The 19128-nt window shown below is 28.2% G+C and carries 23 protein-coding genes; 8 read left to right on the forward strand and 15 right to left on the reverse strand.

The window, feature by feature from the left end:
- Positions 1-3: 3 nt before the first annotated feature.
- Positions 4-939 carry a YitT family protein gene (locus FDT66_RS05535; RefSeq protein WP_138535153.1) on the forward strand — a complete coding sequence of 312 codons (936 nt, stop codon included), beginning with the start codon at positions 4-6 and terminating at the stop codon, positions 937-939.
- Here FDT66_RS05535 and FDT66_RS05540 read toward each other — a convergent pair.
- Entirely contained in the window at positions 934-1965 is a 1032-nt protein-coding gene (locus FDT66_RS05540; protein ID WP_138535154.1) for an AI-2E family transporter, read from the reverse strand. The two genes, FDT66_RS05535 and FDT66_RS05540, sit on opposite strands and share 6 nt — an antisense overlap.
- 134 nt (positions 1966-2099) lie before the next feature.
- On the opposite strand from FDT66_RS05540, the gene FDT66_RS05545 reads away from it, so the two are divergent.
- Positions 2100-2801 (forward strand): YwaF family protein, encoded by a 702-nt coding sequence (locus FDT66_RS05545; protein ID WP_138535155.1) that lies wholly within the window; start codon positions 2100-2102, stop codon positions 2799-2801.
- On the opposite strand, the gene FDT66_RS05550 is transcribed toward FDT66_RS05545, so the two are convergent.
- The 14 genes from FDT66_RS05550 to FDT66_RS05615 all read right to left on the reverse strand — a co-directional run bounded on the left by FDT66_RS05550 (position 2798) and on the right by FDT66_RS05615 (position 12695).
- Positions 2798-3163, reverse strand: a complete 366-nt coding sequence (locus FDT66_RS05550) for a cupin domain-containing protein (RefSeq protein WP_138535156.1) — start codon at positions 3161-3163, stop codon at positions 2798-2800. The genes FDT66_RS05545 and FDT66_RS05550 overlap by 4 nt on opposite strands.
- A 3-nt stretch (positions 3164-3166) precedes the next feature.
- The gene (locus tag FDT66_RS05555) at positions 3167-3559 is read right to left on the reverse strand and encodes a hypothetical protein (protein ID WP_138535157.1); all 393 of its coding nucleotides are present in this window, start codon (positions 3557-3559) and stop codon (positions 3167-3169) included.
- An 8-nt stretch (positions 3560-3567) separates the two neighbouring features.
- Positions 3568-4134: a hypothetical protein gene (locus FDT66_RS05560; RefSeq protein ID WP_138535158.1), complete on the reverse strand. Its 567-nt coding sequence runs from the start codon at positions 4132-4134 to the stop codon at positions 3568-3570.
- A 45-nt stretch (positions 4135-4179) separates the two neighbouring features.
- Positions 4180-5751: a helicase HerA-like domain-containing protein gene (locus tag FDT66_RS05565; protein ID WP_138535159.1), complete on the reverse strand. Its 1572-nt coding sequence runs from the start codon at positions 5749-5751 to the stop codon at positions 4180-4182.
- Positions 5752-5897: 146 nt separating this feature from the next.
- Entirely contained in the window at positions 5898-6260 is a 363-nt protein-coding gene (locus FDT66_RS05570; protein WP_138535160.1) for a TraR/DksA family transcriptional regulator, read from the reverse strand.
- Between the two features lie 147 nt (positions 6261-6407).
- Positions 6408-7148 carry a LytR/AlgR family response regulator transcription factor gene (locus FDT66_RS05575; RefSeq protein WP_138535161.1) on the reverse strand — a complete coding sequence of 247 codons (741 nt, stop codon included), beginning with the start codon at positions 7146-7148 and terminating at the stop codon, positions 6408-6410.
- Positions 7148-7687 carry a sensor histidine kinase gene (locus FDT66_RS14115; protein WP_222927908.1) on the reverse strand — a complete coding sequence of 180 codons (540 nt, stop codon included), beginning with the start codon at positions 7685-7687 and terminating at the stop codon, positions 7148-7150. Before FDT66_RS14115 ends, FDT66_RS05575 begins: the two co-directional genes overlap by 1 nt.
- Before the next feature lie 1031 nt (positions 7688-8718).
- Complete coding sequence (locus FDT66_RS05585; protein WP_138535163.1) at positions 8719-9474, reverse strand: LytR/AlgR family response regulator transcription factor; 756 nt, start codon at positions 9472-9474, stop codon at positions 8719-8721.
- A gap of 126 nt (positions 9475-9600) precedes the next feature.
- Positions 9601-9906 carry a 2TM domain-containing protein gene (locus FDT66_RS05590; RefSeq protein WP_138535164.1) on the reverse strand — a complete coding sequence of 102 codons (306 nt, stop codon included), beginning with the start codon at positions 9904-9906 and terminating at the stop codon, positions 9601-9603.
- A 1-nt stretch (position 9907) separates the two neighbouring features.
- Positions 9908-10234, reverse strand: a complete 327-nt coding sequence (locus FDT66_RS05595; protein WP_138535165.1) for a 2TM domain-containing protein — start codon at positions 10232-10234, stop codon at positions 9908-9910.
- Positions 10235-10245: 11 nt separating this feature from the next.
- Positions 10246-10590, reverse strand: coding sequence for a 2TM domain-containing protein (locus FDT66_RS05600; RefSeq protein ID WP_138535166.1), 345 nt, complete (start codon positions 10588-10590; stop codon positions 10246-10248).
- On the reverse strand, positions 10574-10840 hold the full coding sequence (locus FDT66_RS05605) for a 2TM domain-containing protein (RefSeq protein ID WP_394347925.1): 267 nt from the start codon (positions 10838-10840) through the stop codon (positions 10574-10576). The genes FDT66_RS05600 and FDT66_RS05605 overlap by 17 nt, the downstream gene beginning before the upstream one ends.
- Before the next feature lie 35 nt (positions 10841-10875).
- Positions 10876-12234 carry a 2TM domain-containing protein gene (locus FDT66_RS05610; protein WP_138535167.1) on the reverse strand — a complete coding sequence of 453 codons (1359 nt, stop codon included), beginning with the start codon at positions 12232-12234 and terminating at the stop codon, positions 10876-10878.
- A 44-nt stretch (positions 12235-12278) separates the two neighbouring features.
- Positions 12279-12695 (reverse strand): DUF2141 domain-containing protein, encoded by a 417-nt coding sequence (locus FDT66_RS05615; protein ID WP_138535168.1) that lies wholly within the window; start codon positions 12693-12695, stop codon positions 12279-12281.
- Positions 12696-13310: 615 nt separating this feature from the next.
- On the opposite strand from FDT66_RS05615, the gene FDT66_RS05620 reads away from it, so the two are divergent.
- The 6 genes from FDT66_RS05620 to FDT66_RS05645 all read left to right on the forward strand — a co-directional run bounded on the left by FDT66_RS05620 (position 13311) and on the right by FDT66_RS05645 (position 19113).
- The gene (locus tag FDT66_RS05620; protein ID WP_138535169.1) at positions 13311-13934 is read left to right on the forward strand and encodes a GNAT family N-acetyltransferase; all 624 of its coding nucleotides are present in this window, start codon (positions 13311-13313) and stop codon (positions 13932-13934) included.
- Positions 13924-15111 (forward strand): argininosuccinate synthase, encoded by a 1188-nt coding sequence (locus FDT66_RS05625; protein ID WP_138535170.1) that lies wholly within the window; start codon positions 13924-13926, stop codon positions 15109-15111. Before FDT66_RS05620 ends, FDT66_RS05625 begins: the two co-directional genes overlap by 11 nt.
- Before the next feature lie 2 nt (positions 15112-15113).
- Complete coding sequence (argC, locus tag FDT66_RS05630) at positions 15114-16091, forward strand: N-acetyl-gamma-glutamyl-phosphate reductase (protein WP_138535171.1); 978 nt, start codon at positions 15114-15116, stop codon at positions 16089-16091.
- A 73-nt stretch (positions 16092-16164) separates the two neighbouring features.
- Positions 16165-16965 carry a pyrroline-5-carboxylate reductase gene (gene proC / locus FDT66_RS05635; RefSeq protein ID WP_138535172.1) on the forward strand — a complete coding sequence of 267 codons (801 nt, stop codon included), beginning with the start codon at positions 16165-16167 and terminating at the stop codon, positions 16963-16965.
- Entirely contained in the window at positions 16965-18104 is a 1140-nt protein-coding gene (locus FDT66_RS05640) for an aspartate aminotransferase family protein (RefSeq protein WP_138535173.1), read from the forward strand. Before proC ends, FDT66_RS05640 begins: the two co-directional genes overlap by 1 nt.
- Positions 18105-18174: 70 nt before the next feature.
- The gene (locus FDT66_RS05645; protein WP_138535174.1) at positions 18175-19113 is read left to right on the forward strand and encodes an N-acetylornithine carbamoyltransferase; all 939 of its coding nucleotides are present in this window, start codon (positions 18175-18177) and stop codon (positions 19111-19113) included.
- Positions 19114-19128 lie beyond the last annotated feature (15 nt).

Genomic DNA, 19128 nt, shown 5'->3' on the forward strand with positions numbered 1-19128 from the left:
AAAATGACAGAAAAAAACAATAGAATCATTGATTATTTTTTTGAATATGCTCAAATTTTTATTGGTATTGTATTAGCTAGTATTGGTTTAAAAACATTTCTTTTACCAAATGGTTTTTTAGATGGTGGTGTAACTGGAATAGCCATTTTGGTAAAAACACAAGTAAATATTAGTATGTCCATTTTACTTGTGCTTTTTAGTATTCCTTTTTTAATTTTAGGATATTATACAGTATCTAAAAGAATTGTTATAAAATCTATTATTAGTATTTTAGGATTAGCTCTGTTTATTCATTTTGAAAACTTTCAAACAGTTACAGATGACAAATTATTGATTTCCATTTTTGGAGGTTTATTAGTAGGTTCTGGAATTGGAATTGCTATTAGAAACGGTTCTGTTTTAGATGGTTCAGAAATTTTAGGAGTGTATGTAAACGATAAATTTGGTATTAGTATTGGTAAAGTCATACTATTTTTCAACATTATATTATTCAGTATTACTGCTTTTGTAATTTCTGCAGAAGTTGCATTATACTCCATTTTAACTTATATCATTGCATCAAAAGTTACAGATACTGTTATTGAAGGTTTTGAAGATTTTATTGGGGTTACAATTGTCTCTAAAAAAAACGACTTAATTAAAATTGCCATTTTAGAAGAATTAGGAACAGGTTTAACGCTATACAAAGGTTCTTCTGGTTTTGGTAGTCAAGGTGAAGCAGAAAATTTTGATATCATCCACTCTATCATTAACAGAATTGATATCAAAAAAATGTATCGTTTAATTCATGATATTGACAAACAAGCTTTTATTGTAGAGTTTGATGTAAATAGCGTAAAAGGTGGAGTTTTAAGACATTATATTGATAAAAAGAAAAACAAAAAATTAAAGAAATTTAAAGATTCTGTTTTGGCAAACACAAAAAAACAAGATTTATAAAACTGCCTTTTCTGTATTCTTCTGCCCAAATTCTTTTCTATAAATCCTTACAATTACTAAAAATAAACTTATTAATAATGGTCCGAATATAAGACCAATAAAGCCAAATAAAGGCACACCTACAATTACTCCAATTAAAGTGATTAATGGATGCACATTGTCTAATTTTCGCAGTAAAAAAAGTCTAATAATATTATCTGTAGAACCTACAACTACTAAACCGTAAATTAATATACCCCAAGCAGAAAACTCATTTCCAGAAGCAATTGTTAAAATAAAAACAGGAAGAATACCAATTAAAGTTCCAATGAAGGGAATCATAGAACCAACTGTAACAATGATAAACCAAAAAAATGGATCTTGAACACCGAAAATTAAAAATCCGATTAAAGCTATAATACCTTGGGCAATTGCAACCAAAGGTATTCCAATTGCGTTAGAACGGACCATTGCTTGAGATTCTTTACCAATAATTTTTAAATTCTTTTCACTAATAGGAATATATTCATATAACGAATCTCGTAATTGAGATCTGTTCGTAAACATATAATAAAGCAAAAAGTACATAATACCTATTGCTATAATTATATTAAAAGTACTACCTGCAACACCTTCTAAATTATCTGTAATAAAACCAGAAACTTCAGAAACATTAATTTTTGAACCCAAATCAAAACCAAATCTATTTTCTATTTTTTCAAATTGATTTTTTATTACTTGCATCACCTCTTCAGAATTGGAAACAGCATCACCTATTTTGTTTCCTAACATTAAAATGATACCTGCAACTGGCAATAAAATACATACAAATGAAACAAGCATTAAAAAAGCTGCTGCCAAATCAGGGTTCCATTTCTTTTTTACTAAAAAAACCATCCATTTTCTTAACAAAACATATATGGTTATTGCGCCTAAAACCCCAGATAAATAGGGCATCATTTCCCTAAAAATTAAGATTCCAATAAATAATATAAGTAGTAAAACAAAAATTTGTCGTATTATTTTCGGAGCAATTGTATTTGTCATTTTAATTTTTATTGCAATGTATTCATTTTTAAAATTTAAAAATGTAAAATTCAAATATAAAATTAACTCAATCAAAAAAAATATGAATTAATTAATGCAAAAAATTTAATAGATTGCAATAAAAATAAAGCTAAATGAATTTTTTATTAGAAGAAAACAACAACTTCACACCATTTACAATACAGCATTTATTGGTTTTGTTGGTTTTTACTTTCTTTGGTACATTTTTAATTTTGTGGGTAAAAAATAAAGAAGAAAAAATTCAAAATACTATAGGAAACTTTTTGGCATTTTCAATTTGTTTGACAGTTATTTTTGGTACAATTTTAAAATTTTATAAAGGTAATTTCGACTATCAAAAAGATTTACCTTTACATTTATGCAGTTTTATGGCTATTATAATCCCCATATTATCAGTCACCAAAAAATTTTTGTACTACGAAATATTTTTATTTTTGATATTAGCAGGTACTATGCAATCATTAATTACACCTGATGAAACTAACTTTTTAAATTTTCAGTTTTTTAGATATTGGTTTGTACATGCAGGTTTGGTTATTTTTATGATGTATGCAACTTTTGTTTACAAAATGAGACCTACTTTAAAAAGTGTTGGAAAATCGTTTTTAGCAATGCAAGTTTATATGTTGCTAATGTTCGTATTAAATTATTTTATAGGCTCAAATTACTTTTATACAAACAGAAAACCAGATGCAGCAACATTATTAGACCTTTTTGGAGATTGGCCTAAATATGTTTTTGTAGTAGAGTTGATTGTGATCCCTTATTTTTTGCTGATTTATTTACCTTTTTATTTAACCAGAAAAAAAGCTTAATACTCTTCTCTATTTACCAAATCCATAGAAAATGCAGGTAAACAAATTGCTAAATATTCACAAGGGTTATCAAAGGGATTTGAGTATTGTACTCTTGTGTTTTTTTCAATTTTAATAGATTGTCCTGCTTCTAAAACAATTGTTTCGTCTTCTATTATAAATTGTTTTTTCCCTTTGATAATGTAAGTATATTCATCAAATTCTGGAGTTTGAAAGGGTTCTTTCCACTTTGGTGGCGCAATCATGTGTGCAATACTTATTTGTGAATTGTTATCAGTTGCATTGCCAAAATGTTCTTCTATCAGTTTTCCATCAGTTGTTGGCACTACAAAAGGTGATGTTTGAATTATATATTTTTTCATTTTTTAATAATATAACATATCATACTCTCTACTAACAATTTGTTCAATTTTGGTAAAAAGATCAAAATCTTTTTCAAAAGAATAATAATTATTGGCTTTTTCTAATGCTTCAGAAGTAAAAGAAGATGCAGCATTTTTAGCCAATTTTTTATTAGATTTATTTTTAGCTCCAATTGCCAATCGTAATGTATTTAAATGACTAGAATCGTTTAACAAGCATCCAATTATTCCAATAGATTCTGGTTCAGAAACTGTACAATTATTTAAAATTTCTCTTTCAAATTCATTTATGGAGATATCATTATCTAAATAATATTGAAAAATAACACGTCTTTCAAATTCAGAATTTGGTGATAAAACAGTTTTTTTAGATTTTTCTATGGAAAAACTTTTCAAAATAACGTTTAATTAAACCAAACAATAAAAGATTTCATTTTTGCTAAATCTGGAATTTGTTGCAAACTTACTTTTTGAGAACTAAAGTCTTTTAAACCCAATTCTTCTTTATCAATAGCAATGGTAATATTATAATCGTTTATAAATAAGGTTGCAGAAGAAATTGTAGATTCTATTCTATTAATATTGTTATTTGTATTTATTTCCGAAAAGGTAGCGTTTAAATTTAAACCTGTTTCTGTTTGGTAACGAGCATCATGTATTTCTACACTTTTTATTGTTGAAACAGAATCTAACTGTTCGTTTGGAGTGATTGTTAATAAATGCTTCCCTCCTTTTTCGAAAATTAAATACTCATCTTCATCTTGAAAATAACTATCGCCTAAAGCTCCTTCACTTAAATTTTTAACGATAGAATCGTTTTTAAATAAATTATCTAAATCGTTAACTGTTGTTTTTGCAGTGATTTCACCAACTTTACCTTTTTCTATTTTAAATTTATCATTGCCTCCACAACTTATAAAAAAAATTGAAACTAAAATAAGTACGACTGCTGAAAGGTTGTTTTTAATCATTATAAATATTTTTTTCGTTTATATAACGTGTAAATTTTGTTTTTGTTATTTCAATACTTTTTTTAAAATACCAAAAGCAGCTCTAATAAAAGTTGCACTTGTTAAAACTTTTACAATTGGGCTTTGTCTTGTGCTTCTTCTTCGTGAATAAGTTCTACTTGCTTTTTCTTCACGAATTCTTTCTTTTTCTTTTTCTTTAGCAATTCTTTCTTTTTCTGCTGCCTCTTTTGCTTTTTCTATGGCTTTAGCTTCTGCCAAATTTACCTTTTCTATTTTAGAGTTTAAGAGTTCGTAAGCACTTTCTCTGTCTAAGTTTTCATTATACTTATAAAAAAGCCTAGAGTTTTCAATTACTTGTTTTAATTCTTTGTCTGTTAAAACATCCATTCTGCTCATTGGAGCACGCAACATGGTTCTTGCCAAAGGTGTTGGAATCCCTTTTTCATTTAAAACGGAAATAAATGCTTCACCAATACCTAATTGAGTTAAAACCTCTTTTGTGTCATAATATGCTGAGTCAGGATAATTTTCTGCGGCAAGTTTTATAGCTTTTCTGTCTTTTGCAGTAAAAGCTCTTAATGCGTGTTGTATTTTTAATCCTAATTGTGCTAAAATATCTTCTGGAACGTCTTTTGGGTTTTGAGTAACAAAATACAATCCAATTCCTTTAGAACGAATTAGTTTTACAATGCTTTCTATTTGGTTTAATAATGCTTTGGAAGCTTCTTCAAAAACCAAATGAGCTTCGTCTATGAATATAATTAATTCTGGTCTGCCAGAATCTCCTTGTTCTGGAAATGTTTCATACACTTCTGCCAATAATTGTAACATAAATGTAGAAAACAGTTTTGGTTTGTCTTGTATGTCTGTTAAACGTAAAACAGATATAATTCCGTTTCCATTTTCATCTACTCTTGTTAAATCTTCTACTTCAAAAGATTTTTCACCAAAAAATAAATCTCCACCTTGTTGTTCTATTTCTACTATTTTTCTAAGAATTGCTCCTGTTGATGATGATGAAATTCGCCCATATTCTGCTTGAATTTCCTCTTTACCTTCATTGGTAACATAATGCAATACTTTTTTAAAATCTTTTATATCTAACAGTGGTAACTTGTTGTCATCACAATATTTAAAAATAATAGCTACAATACCACTTTGTGTTTCCGATAAATCTAAAATTCTGGATAATAAAACAGGTCCAAATTCAGAAACTGTGGCGCGCATTCTAGTACCATCTTGTTCGGAAATTGTTAGTACTTCAATTGGAAATTTTTTGGCTGTAAACGGAAAACCAATTTTTGCATGACGTTCATCAATTTTTGCGTGACCAGGACTTGGTTGTGCCAAACCAGATAAATCACCTTTGATGTCCATTAACAAAACAGGAACTCCTTTTTCTGATAAATTTTCTGCTAAAACTTGTAGTGTTTTTGTTTTACCTGTTCCTGTAGCTCCAGCAATTAATCCATGCCTATTTAAAGTTTTTAAAGGAACTTTAACCAATGCATCTGTAATAGTTTCTTCACCTAACATTGCTGCACCAAGAGCAATAAAATCGCCTTTGGTTTGGTAGCCTTCGTTTATAAAATCGAAGAATTCTTTTTGTTGACTCATTTAAATATTTTTATGTAGAATATGAAACTATAAAAATGAATTTAGCTTCTAGGTTTCAAATTCAAAAGCATAAAAATAAAGAAAGTTTAATTGTTAGGAAATATTTTTACTGGTTTGTTTTAATTAATTCAAAAATGACTATAAAATTAATCTTGTTTTGGTAAAATATCAAAGCGCGCAGTTGGTTTTGCTAACAATCTTTCTTCTCTAATTAATTGTCCTGTTTGCTCGCAAATACCATAAACTTTATTTTCAATTCTTTGTAGAGCAGATTTTAGTTCTTTCGTTTTTTCTTCTAAACGTTGTTTTAATTGTTTGTTTTTTGCTTGTTGTTGCGAATGTTTACTAGTTTGATTAAAATCTACATTTGCATTTGCCAAACGTTGTTTTTGTTCTTTTAAATTTGATTCAAACTTAAACAACTCATCTTCTACTTCTTTCAATTCTTCTTTAATAATCGTTTTGAATTTTGATAATTTTTCTGGACTATATTGTAATTTATCTGACATATTTTTATTTGAATTATTATTGATTAATTAATCTGTAAAGCAAAAACTTATTCGCCTTAAATCAAAATTAGTGCATTTGATAGCTGTATTTGTTTCTTATTCAACTAATTCTTAACTCAAATAGATTTTTTGATAATAAAGATAATATTAATCAATCCAACTCTTAAAATCTTTTACACGTTCTCTGCTTACAATAATTTCGTGTTCGTTATAAGAGTTTAAAATTAATTTTAAACGTGAATTAGAGTATGCAATAATATCTTTTATAGCATTGATGTGAATGATAAAAGTTCGGTTGACTCTAAAAAATTGTTCTGGATTTAAATCAGACTCCAAACTGGTTAATGAGTAATTTACAATATAATGCCCTTCAATTGTTTTTAAATAGGTAGCATTTTCAAAACTATAAAAACAAATTATTTCTTTTGTTGAAATCATTTTGATTTTTCGCCCAACTTTTACCGTAAAACTATCTTTGTAAATTTCGGTTTTGTAATTGGTTAAAAGCGCTTTAAATTGTGCTAAATCCGTATCTTTTTGATGAACTTTTTTAGCTTTTTCAATGGCACTTTTTAATTTTTCTTTATGAATTGGTTTTAGTAAATACGAAATACTGTTATACTCAAAAGCCTTGATACTATAATTACTAAATGCAGTTGTAAATATTATTTTTGAAGTAATTTTAACCTGATTAAAAATCTCAAAACACAAGCCGTCTGAAAGTTGCACATCTAAAAAAATAACATCTGGTTGTTTATGGGTTTGTAACCAGTTTATAGTAGTTTTTACAGCGGTTAAAGTGGTTAAAATTTCAATATCAAAATCTTGCAATAAACGCTCTAATCTTCTTGCAGATGGTAATTCATCTTCTATAATAATCGCTTTCATTACACAGTTTTTAAAATTGGAAGTTTAATAATATATTTCTTATCAGTATTTTCAATAACAACTTTTTCATCCGTAAAAAAAGCGATTCTCTTTTTAATATTGTCAATGCCTTTTTGCGAATTATTTGCTGCTTTCAATTTTGGATTCTTATTATTTTCAACAATTAAATAGTTTTCTTTTGATAAAATTCTAACTTCAACTTTTTCAGTTTCGTTAATAGTATTGTGTTTTACTACATTCTCTAAAACCTGTTGTAAAATGGTAGAAACAATGTATTTTTCATTTATATGTTCATCAATAGAAATTGAGAAATTTAAACCCACTTCAAACCTGTCTTTTAATAATTCTAAATAGCTTTTGGCGAACGCAATTTCGTCTTTTACCAATACCACATCTTGTTTTTCTTGCTCTAAAAAGTATCTATAAATATGTGATAAATTTTCGGAAAACTCAACTGCCTTTTTAGGATTTTCTTCAATTAAACTGGTTAAAACATTAATATTATTAAACAAAAAATGTGGACTTAATTGATTTTTCAATTGTTGGTAGTTTAACTGAGATTCTAAGGATTGTTGAGTTAAAATTGATTTTTCTTGTTTGGAAATTAATTTGAGATAATATAAATGAACTACTGTAATAATAAATAAATAATAAACACCAAAAAGGACTATTGATAAGATTAAATTTCTAAAAAATCTTTCGTTAAAATTAAAATTTCCACTCTGAATAATCAAAGGAATATTACTTATTGCTACGCAAAATAAAATAATAAAAATATAATATAAGATTACCTTATAAACATTATTAAAAGCAATAAAAAAATTTATTGAAATTATGGCTAAAACAATACCTAATGGGAAAAAACTACTCCAAATATGTAATGCGTTCATAAAGCTAGAAGATCCAATAATTATTAGAATACTATAAATAATTGAAGCGAAAAAGGGAATCAATAAAACTTTTTTAATAGAATATCTTACCTTCATCGTAAATCTTTTTCTACTCTTAATTTTTGATATTATGATTAAAATAAAATTTGTTAATAGAGCTGAAAAAAAAGCTAATAAAGAATTCATTAAAGTAGTAACCTCAAAAAAACTAAAATCATCTCTAAACTTCATTTTTTTGAAATAAACAAATACCAATACAAAGACTACAAAAAATGATAGAAATGGACTTTTAAAATAAAATTTCCAATTTTTATTATTTTTAAAAAATAAAATAGATATAATTATGGGTATATATAAAATAATAAACGCACTTATATAGGCTCTATAAAAATCATCATTATCATAATTTCCTATTCCTTTTGATATAAGGTGCGAAATAAAAACTATCATTAAAAAGATGCATAATGATATGATTATTTGTTTAAAATTTACTTTCATATTTTCTAATTTTCATCAAAAATGAAACTTATCATCTTTAATAAAAAATGAAATATAGTGAATTGTTATTTTATGTTAGTGAGTTGTTGGTAAGTTGGGAGTCTGAAGCTGGAAGTCTGGAGTTAGAAGTTGGAAGTTTTGAAACTTTGAAACTTTGAAACTTTGAAACTTTGAAACTAATACTAGTCAATCCAATTCTTAAAATCTTTTACGCGTTCTCTACTTACAATAATTTCTTGTTCGTTATAAGAGTTTAAAATTAATTTTAAGCGTGAGTTTGAATAGGCAATAATGTCTTTTATAGCGTTGATGTGAACAATAAAAGTTCGGTTGACTCTAAAAAATTGTTCTGGATTTAATTGTTCTTGCCAGTTTTCTAGAGAATTGTCTAACAAATAATTTCTATTTTCTGAAGTATGAATATATGTCGATTTATTTTCGCTGTAAAAACATTCAATTTCATCGATATTAATAATTTTTATATGCTGCCCCACTTTGATTGAAATTCGTTTTTTGAATTTTCTATCTACAGGATTTATCAATAATTTTCTGATATCGTCTAAATTTACTTGCACATCTGTTTTTGTAGGTTGATGTTCTTTAAATTTATCTACTGCAACTTTTAATTCGTCTTCATCTAAAGGTTTTAATAAATAATCGATACTATTTAATTTGAAAGCTTTTAAGGCATATTCATCATAAGCTGTGGTAAAAATAATGGCAGATTTCACATCAATTTCTTCAAAAATTTCAAACGACAATCCATCTGATAATTGAATGTCTAAAAAAATTAAATCTGGATGCTCATTATTCTGCAACCAGTTTAAAGATTCTTCTACAGAATGTAACATTTGCTGCACCTCAATATCTAAAGCATTTAGCATTCTACTTAACCTTCTTGCTGCGGGTTTTTCATCTTCGATTATTAATACGTTCATTAGTTTGTTTTTGCGTAGTTGTTTTTGGTTGATGGTTTGTGGTTTGTGGTTTGTGGTTTGTGGTTTGTGGTTAAAAATATAATTTTTAAATTCTGGACTTTGAAATTTTGATACTAAAATAAGAAACTATTTTCTCATTAATTCGTCAATTTTTCGTTGTTCCCAATCTTTACTAAAAATTTTTGGAGCCCCAAAAACTAACAATCCGTGAATAATTAAACCTATACCCCACCAAAAGAAAAAGTTATAATTATTGATGTCTGTAAACGCTTCTATTACAGAATCCCCACGATTTATATCTTTATAAATACGTCTTCCAATAAAAAATAAATTAATAGCTAAATAGACTGAAAAGTGCTTATAAAACTGTTTAATTTCATGAATTCTTTTTTTGGCTTGCTTATATTTTTCTGATTCAAATTGGCTTTCCATTTTATTTTTTATTTTTTTTCATAATTTCTTCTACTTTTTTCTGTTCCCATTTATCCATAAAATCCGTTTTAAATTTAAATACATAAATTCCATGAATAATCAACCCAAAAAACCATAATAGTGCGTTGATCCAAATATTTGCTTTTATCCATTTTAATGAATTTAAATTGGAAATACGAGCTTCAAAAAAAGTAATAATTGTGCCATAAAAAAGAACTACTGCAAACATTACAATTACAAATAGTTGTAAGTGATTATAAAAATTTTTTATTTTTTTTACATTGTTTGCTGCTTTCTTATAGGCAGTATTTTCTATATAATTTTCCATTTTAAAATTGATTAAAATTTACGATCATCCATATATTGTTCAATCTTCTTTTTTTCCCAGTCTTTTCCAAAGAATAAATTGGTTCCAAAAACTCCTAACCAATGAAAAAACAATCCTATTCCCCAAAATAACCAAGTAGAGTAAGTACCAAAATGAGTAATTGCGTCTTGAAAACCATATTCTCCATCACTATCATTTGTTAAACCATAAATTATAATGGTGCTAATAAATATATTTACAATGATATACACTGCAAAATGGATGTAAAAACCTTTTATTTTTTCTACTCTTTTTTTTGCTAATAAGTATTTATGTTCTTCTGCGTAATTGCTTTTATAATTATCTATTCTTTCCATTTTCTTTCATTATTTGTTTAATTTTATTTTCTTCCCAGTCATTTCCTAAACCTAACTTAGAAAATCCAAATACCTGCAACCAGTGAATAACTACTGAAAATAACATTCCGAATGCAGCCAACCAGAAGAAGTGAAAATGCGGTACAAATAGCAAGTTTACAGTGATAACAATTGGTAATGCAAAAATCATTACTACCAAATGCATGTAAAAATCTTTTATTTCTTTTACCTTTTTTTTTTGCTTTGATATATTCTTGTTGCTCTTTCAAAAAATCTTGTTTCATTTTAATTGTATTTACGAGTATTATTTTTTTCCATCATTTCTTTTATCTTTTTCTCTTCCCAATTTTTACCTAAGAAAATATTGTAATTATTTACTTCTAAAAAATGAAAAGTCAAACCTATTCCCCATCCAAAAGCGGGAAACCAAAACCATTGAAATCCTGGAGAGAATCTTAAATTAATAAAAATTAAAAAAGGAATTACCAAGCAATAAGAAGCTAAATTCTGATAAAATTCTTTTAATTTTTCAACTCTTTCTACTGCTCTAATATATTTGCTGTTTTCTAAATTATCTGGGTACATACTGTTATTCATTTTAATCAAGAGAGGTAAACTCACCTTAAATGTTTTATTATTGTTTTCTATTTTCACGCCTTTATTTGTAATCAATCCATATCTATCAGCAATATTTTGCAAGCCAACTTTGGTACTTTTCCCTATGGCTTCTTTTGGGTTGATGTTATTTTCTATAATTAGATAATTATCTTCTTGATAAATACTAATTGTTAGTGGTTTAGACGTGGAAACCACATTGTGTTTTACGGCATTTTCTAATAAAAGCTGTAATGATAAAGGCACAATTTTCAACTCATTATTATCAATAGATTCTGGAATGTTAAATTTCACTGCATCTTCAAAACGCATACCTAACAATTCCATATACGTTTTTGCGAATTTTAATTCTTCTTCAATAGGTACCAAATCTTTATTTCTTTGCTCTAATACATACCTGTAAACTTTGGAGAGTTTTGTGGTAAATCTTTCAGCTTGATTGGGGTTTTCGCCGATTAAACTCGTTAAAACATTTAAACTATTGAATAAAAAATGCGGATCTAATTGATTTTTTAAAGATTCGAACTTTGCTGTTTCCGTTTTTGCAACAATTTCTTGTTTAGTAGTTTCTTTTGTCATTGCAGTTTTCCAATTCTGCATAAAATCTTTAGCATGTAAAAATGTAGAAATTCCTAAAGAGAGAATGATATAAAAAAGATGCAATAAAAGATATGTTCCATTAAAAAACTTAGAAGAATCTAAATTATTTAAAACTACAAAAACAACATAATCAATCAATAAAACTGCAGGAACTGTGTATAAAACTGTAGCTATAATTCCTGCCCAAACTCTTTGGTTTGTTTGTGTTATCCAACTCCATTTAGAAGACAAATAGTTGTTAATAAATCCGTTACCAAAACCCAATCCATAAGAATACATTCCAGAAATTACAAATGACCAAGCAATACCTTCTAACGTTCTTTGGCCGAAAAGCACACCAAATACAACTCCAAAAATTATAGTCATTTTCAAGCACAATATGGCTGCTTTTTTAACGCTTTTTATGTTGTAAACTTCTTGATGTTTCATGTTCTTATATTGGATAAATTCCTACACTATTTTAGCGTAATTTACTAAAATTTAATTTCTAATTTTAAATCTTCATCTTTCAAAGTAAACTTTGCATTTTCAAATGTTGGCGGAGCAAAAGCCATTACATTATTAGAAGCACCATAATCTTCTAAAGGCATTCCATTGGAAGAAAAATCCATTTTATTATTGTTGTTTTTATCATGATAACAAGTTACTGCATATACTCCTGAAGGAACGTTTTCAAAAACAACAGTACTTTTTCCATCTACAATTTCACTTCTTTTTCCTTCAATAGGTTTTCCCATAAAATTATCTTTATTGTATAATGCAAAACCTATTTCACCTGTATCTGAAGTTGCATTTACAACAGTTACAGTAATTGTTTTTGTGTTTTGTGCAGTTACAGCATTTGTAATTGATACCATCATTACTACTAAAATTGGAATTAAAAATTTCATAATATTTGTTTTTAAATGTTATTGATGGTACAAAGATGCGATACAACACTACTTTTTTAAATTAAAAAATACCCAACTGTATTTTTTTCAAGACGAACTGTAACTTTTAAAATTTACAAGTGCACATTTCACTAATTTTACGATGTTTAAGTAATTCTAAAGAAAACATAATCTATAATTTAAAGAGATGAATAAAAGTGTTTGCTAAAGAATTAGCAAATAATAAAATGTTTTTTTAATAAAATGATAAAAGTTTTAAAAAAGACATTATTTTTCATCTTCAATTAAAAAAAAAATATACTTTTACATCATGTTTACTACAAAAAATAAAACTTTTACTATGGTACCCATGTTGCGCAATCGCAGCATAATTCGCTAATTCTATAGCTTCGAAATTAAAAGGGACACTATTATTTTATTTTTTATCATGTATTACAATCACACAACAAACATCAAAAGCAATCAAAACCAAATTATTTCTCATAATAGGAAATTTGTGCGCCGCTTTTTTTTAATTCGCCCTTTGGGTGTTTTATAAATTATGGAATTAGGTGAGTCCAATTCTACACTACAACATAAAAAATCAAATACATTCATTTTTAAAAAACCAATACAATGCAAATTGTAATTGCTGATAAATCTCATAGCATTTACGCAGAAATTATCTGCGAAACTATAGAGTTAGCGGCTCAAGTTAGAGGAACAGGAATCGCTAAACGTAAACCCGAATACATTATTACCAAAATGGAAAACGGAAACGCTGTTATTGCTTTAGAAGGCGATAAATTTGCAGGTTTCTGTTATATTGAAGCTTGGGGTCATGGAAAATTTGTTGCTAATTCTGGTTTAATTGTTCATCCTGATTTTAGAAATTTAGGTTTAGCCAAACAAATTAAGCAAGTAATTTTTAATCACTCAAGAACAAAATTTCCTGATGCTAAAGTTTTTAGTATTACCACTGGTTTAGCTGTTATGAAACTAAATAGTGATTTAGGCTACAAACCTGTTACTTTTTCTGAACTTACAGACGATCAATCTTTTTGGAAAGGTTGCCAAACCTGCAAGAATTATGATGTTTTAACCAGAACTGAGCAAAAAATGTGTTTGTGTACAGGAATGCTATTTGATCCAAAAGCAAACGATAACAAGCCTTACAAAGAAGTAAAAGAAAACGTTTTTAAAAGATTAAAAAAAATAAAACAGAACTTGTTTCTAAAAAAAGATAAAAATGTCAAATAATAAAAGAAAATTAGTAATTGCATACAGTGGTGGTTTAGATACTTCATATTGTGCAGTAAGCCTATCTAAAGAATATGATGTACACGCAGTTAGTGTAAACACAGGTGGTTTTTCTAAAGAAGAAATTAAAAACATAGAAAGTAATGCCTATAAAATGGGTGTTTCTACTTATAAAAATATTGATGCAGTTGCAACATTTTATAACAAAGTAGTAAAATATTTAATTTTTGGAAATGTATTAAAAAACAGTACATATCCTCTTTCTGTAAGTGCTGAAAGAATTATTCAAGCCATAGAAATTATAGAATACGCAAAAAGTATAAATGCAGAATATATTGCGCATGGAAGTACAGGTGCTGGAAACGACCAAGTTCGTTTTGATATGATATTTCAAACTTTGGCTCCTGGAATTAAAATTATTACGCCAATTAGAGATGGAAAATTAACAAGACAAGAAGAAATAGATTATTTAAAAGCTGAAGGAATTGATATGCCTTGGGAGAAATCGAAGTATTCTGTAAATAAAGGACTTTGGGGAACAAGTGTTGGTGGAGTTGAAACTTTAAAGTCAGAAAAACCGTTACCAAGTGAAGCATATCCTTCTCAATTAGAAAAAAATGGAGAAGAAAAAGTAACACTAACATTTAAAAATGGTGAGTTTGTAGCTTTAAATGGTCAAAAAAATAAACCTGAAATAAATATTGAAAACTTAAATGAAATTGCATCAAAATATGCAATTGGTAGAGATATTCATGTGGGTGATACTATTGTTGGTACAAAAGGAAGAGTTGGTTTTGAAGCTGCTGCTGCTTTAATTACGGTAAAAGCACATCATTTATTAGAAAAACATACGCTTACAAAGTGGCAATTGCAACACAAAGAATATTTATCGAGTTTTTACGGAATGCATTTGCATGAAGGTCAGTATTTAGATCCTGTGATGAGAGATACTGAAGCATTTTTACAAAGTTCGCAAAAAATGGTTTCAGGTGACGTTACAGTTACATTAAAACCTTATCATTTTACTTTAGACGGAATTGTTTCTAACCACGATTTAATGTCTAGCAAGTTTAGTACGTATGGTGAAGAAAATAAAGCGTGGACAGCAGACGATGCCAAAGGGTTTATCAAAATTTTAGGAAATCAGAATAAAATTTATCAACAAGTAAATAAATAACTATGTTACAAGTAGGAATTATAGGTGGTGCAGGTTATACAGCAGGAGAATTAATACGATTATTATTGAATCATCCTGAAACAAATATCAATTTTGTGTACAGTACCTCAAATGCTGGTAATAAATTATATAAAGTGCATCAAGATTTAATTGGAAGCACAGAAATTGTTTTTTCTTCGGAAATTAACAAAAATGTAGATGTTTTATTTTTGTGTTTAGGCCATGGAAATTCAAAAGCATTTTTGGAGAAAAATTCGTTTTCAGATCATACAAAAATCATCGATTTAAGTAATGATTTCAGATTAACTGCCAATAAAAATTTCGGTGATAAAGAATTTATTTACGGTTTACCAGAATTACAAAAAAACGCTATAAAGTCTGCTAAACATATTGCAAATCCTGGTTGTTTTGCAACTGCTTTACAATTGGCAATTTTACCTTTGGCAAAAAAGGGATTGTTAAAAAAAGACATTCATATTAACGCTGTGACTGGAGCTACTGGTGCAGGAACTTCATTATCTGCAACTACGCATTTTACGTATAGAGATAATAATTTTTCTCACTATAAAGCATTTACACATCAACATTTGGGCGAAATAAACCAAACAATCAATCAATTACAAAGTGGTTATAATGATGATGTTATTTTTATTCCAAACAGAGGAAATTTTTCTAGAGGAATATTTGCAACTGTGTATACAAAATATGATGGAAGTGTAGATGATGCAAAAAAAATCTATAAAGAATTTTACAAAGATGCGGCTTTTACGTTTGTTTCTGATGATGAAATTCACATGAAACAAGTCGTAAATACCAACAAATGCTTAATTCATTTAATGAAATATGACAACAAATTATTGATTACAAGCACAATTGATAATTTATTAAAAGGTGCTTCTGGTCAAGCAATTCAGAATATGAACTTACTATTTGGCTTTGAAGAAACTACAGGAATTAATTTAAAAGCAAATTATTTTTAATAATTGGTTGATGGTTTTTGGTTTGTTGTAAAACCTCCAAAAACCAATAACTAACAACCATAAACCAAAAATTATGAAAATAGCAATCATAGGAACAGGAAATTTAGGCAAATCTATTGCAAAAGGTTTAATTACCAACAACGCAATTACCTCTTTGTACTTAACCAAAAGAAATTTAGACGGAATTGCAGAATTCGACGGATACAAAAACGTGTTCTTAACAACTGACAATAAAGAAGCTGTAAAAAATTCTGATGTTTTAATATTTGCAGTGCAACCTGCTCATTTTGAACAAATTCTGGAAGATATAAAACCAATATTAACCGAAAAACATGTGTTAATTTCAACAATTACAGGTTTCTTAATTCCTAAAATTGAAGAAAAAGTTGGTGCAGATAAATTTATTATTAGAGCGATGCCAAATACAGCAATTGCTGTTGGAAAATCAATGACTTGTTTGTGTAGTAATGAACAAGGTAAAAAAAGAATTCAACTTGCAGAAGCAATATTTAACAGATTAGGTCATTCGTTGGCAATTCCTGAGTCGCAAATGCAAGCTGCAACTGTGGTTTGTGCAAGTGGAATCGCTTTTTGGATGCGCTTAATTAGAGCAACTACCCAAGCTGCAATTCAATTAGGTTTTGATGCAAAAGAAGCTCAAGAATTGGCTATGTATACAAGTGAAGGAGCTGCAAACTTATTAATTACTAATGAAAATCATCCTGAAGAAGAAATAGATAGAGTTACAACTCCTCAAGGTTGTACTATTGAGGGTTTGAATGAAATGGAACACAAAGGTTTAAGTTCTTCTTTGATTCAAGGAATGGTGGCTTCTTTCAATAAAATTAACAATATTAAAAAAGAACAAATATAATGAGCTTATTTAATGTATATCCGTTGTTCGACATCACTCCTGTAAAGGCAAGAGATGTATATGTTTATGATGAAAATAATATTGAATATTTAGATTTGTATGGAGGTCATGCTGTAATTTCTATTGGACATTCACATCCTAAATATGTGAAAAATATTAGTGAACAAGTTGCAAAAATGGGCTTTTATAGCAATTCTATTCAAAATCCGCTACAAGAAGAGTTAGCAGAAAAAATAGAGGAAATTTCAGGCTGTAAAAACTACGAATTATTTATGTGTAATTCTGGTGCAGAAGCCAATGAAAATGCTTTAAAACTCGCTTCTTTTCACACAAACAAGAAAAAAGTAGTTGCATTTAAAAATAGTTTTCATGGTAGAACTTCTGCTGCAGTTGCTGCAACTGATAATGCAAAAATTATTGCACCATTAAACGCACAACAGGAAGTTGAAATTTTAGAATTAGGTGACTTAGTTGGTTTGGAAAAAGCATTAGCTAAAAACGATGTTTGTGCTGTTATAATAGAATTTATTCAAGGTGTTGGTGGCTTAGATGAAAGTACTGCTGAATTTTACGAAACTGCTGATAAATTGTGTAAAAAATACAATACGTGTTTTATTGCAGATGAAGTTCAGTCTGGTTTTGGTAGAACTGGCGATTTTTTTGCTTTTCAAAAATTTAATGTAACTCCAGATATTATATCTATTGCAAAAGGAATGGGAAATGGTTTTCCTGTAGGTGGTATTTTAATTCATCCTTCTATTAAAGCATCTTTTGGTTTGTTAGGAACTACCTTTGGCGGAAATCACTTAGCTTGCGCTGCAACTTTAACGGTTTTAGATGTAATCAAAGAAGAGAAATTGATGGAAAATGTGAAAGAAATTTCAAAATACTTTATTGAAAAATCAAAGGAAATTCCACAATTAAAAAATTTAAAAGGAAGAGGATTAATGTTAGGTTTAGAGTTTGATTTTCCTATTGCAGAATTACGTAAAAAACTGATTTACAACCACAAAATATTTACTGGAAGTGCAAAAAACCCTAATTTAATAAGAATTTTACCTTCTTTAACAGTTCAAAAGAAACATATAGATGTGTTTTTTACAGCATTAAAAAGTGAGTTGGAAATATTAGAGAATTAAAACCTCTCGACTGCGCTCGAGGAGACAGCTTTATGTCTGGTCGAGCGCAGTCGAAATCTATTTTGGAAATATGAAAAATTATACACATATAAACGATATCGACAATATCAATTCTTGGATTGAAGAGGCCAGAGAAATTAAAGCAAATCCATTAGCAAATTTCGAATTAGGGAAAAACAAAACCTTGGGATTGTTGTTTTTTAATTCGAGTTTACGAACGCGTTTAAGCACGCAAAAAGCCGCTTTAAATTTAGGAATGAATCCAATTGTAATGAATGTTTCTGGTGATGCTTGGGGAATTGAATTTGGTGATGGTACTGTTATGAATGGTAACACAGCAGAACACATAAAAGAAGCTGCAGCTGTAGTTTCTCAATATTGTGATGTAATAGCAGTAAGAGCTTTTCCAACATTGACTGATAAAGTAAAAGACGAATCTGAGCAAGTCTTGAATTCTTTTGCGAAATTTGCTTCTGTGCCAATTGTAAATATGGAAAGTGCTACTAGTCATCCTTTACAAGGTTTAACTGATGCCATTACAATTGCAGAGAACACAACCAAAAAGAAACCGAAAGTAGTGTTAAGTTGGGCGCCACATATTAAAGCATTACCTCACGCAGTTGGAAATAGCTTTGTACAAGCAATGCAAAAAATGGATGTTGATTTTGTAATTGCAAATCCTGAAGGATATAATTTGAATTCACAAATCACAAAAGACACACCTATTTACCACAATCAAAAAGAGGCTTTTAAAAATGCTGATTTTATCTACGCTAAAAATTGGAGTTCTTATGAAGATTATGGAAAAGTCTTAAAAACCGATTTAGATTGGATGATTACCAATAAAAAAATCGGTAACGCAAAATTTATGCACTGTTTGCCTGTAAGAAGAAACGTTGTGGTTGCTGATGAAGTTTTAGATGGAGAAAACTCATTGGTTATTGAACAAGCAAATAACAGAACATATGCAGCACAATTGGTATTGAAAAAAATATTAGAAGATTTATAAATGGCTTATAGCCTT

The sequence above is a fragment of the Polaribacter aestuariivivens genome (assembly GCF_005885675.1).
Taxonomy (GTDB): Bacteria; Bacteroidota; Bacteroidia; order Flavobacteriales; family Flavobacteriaceae; genus Polaribacter; species Polaribacter aestuariivivens.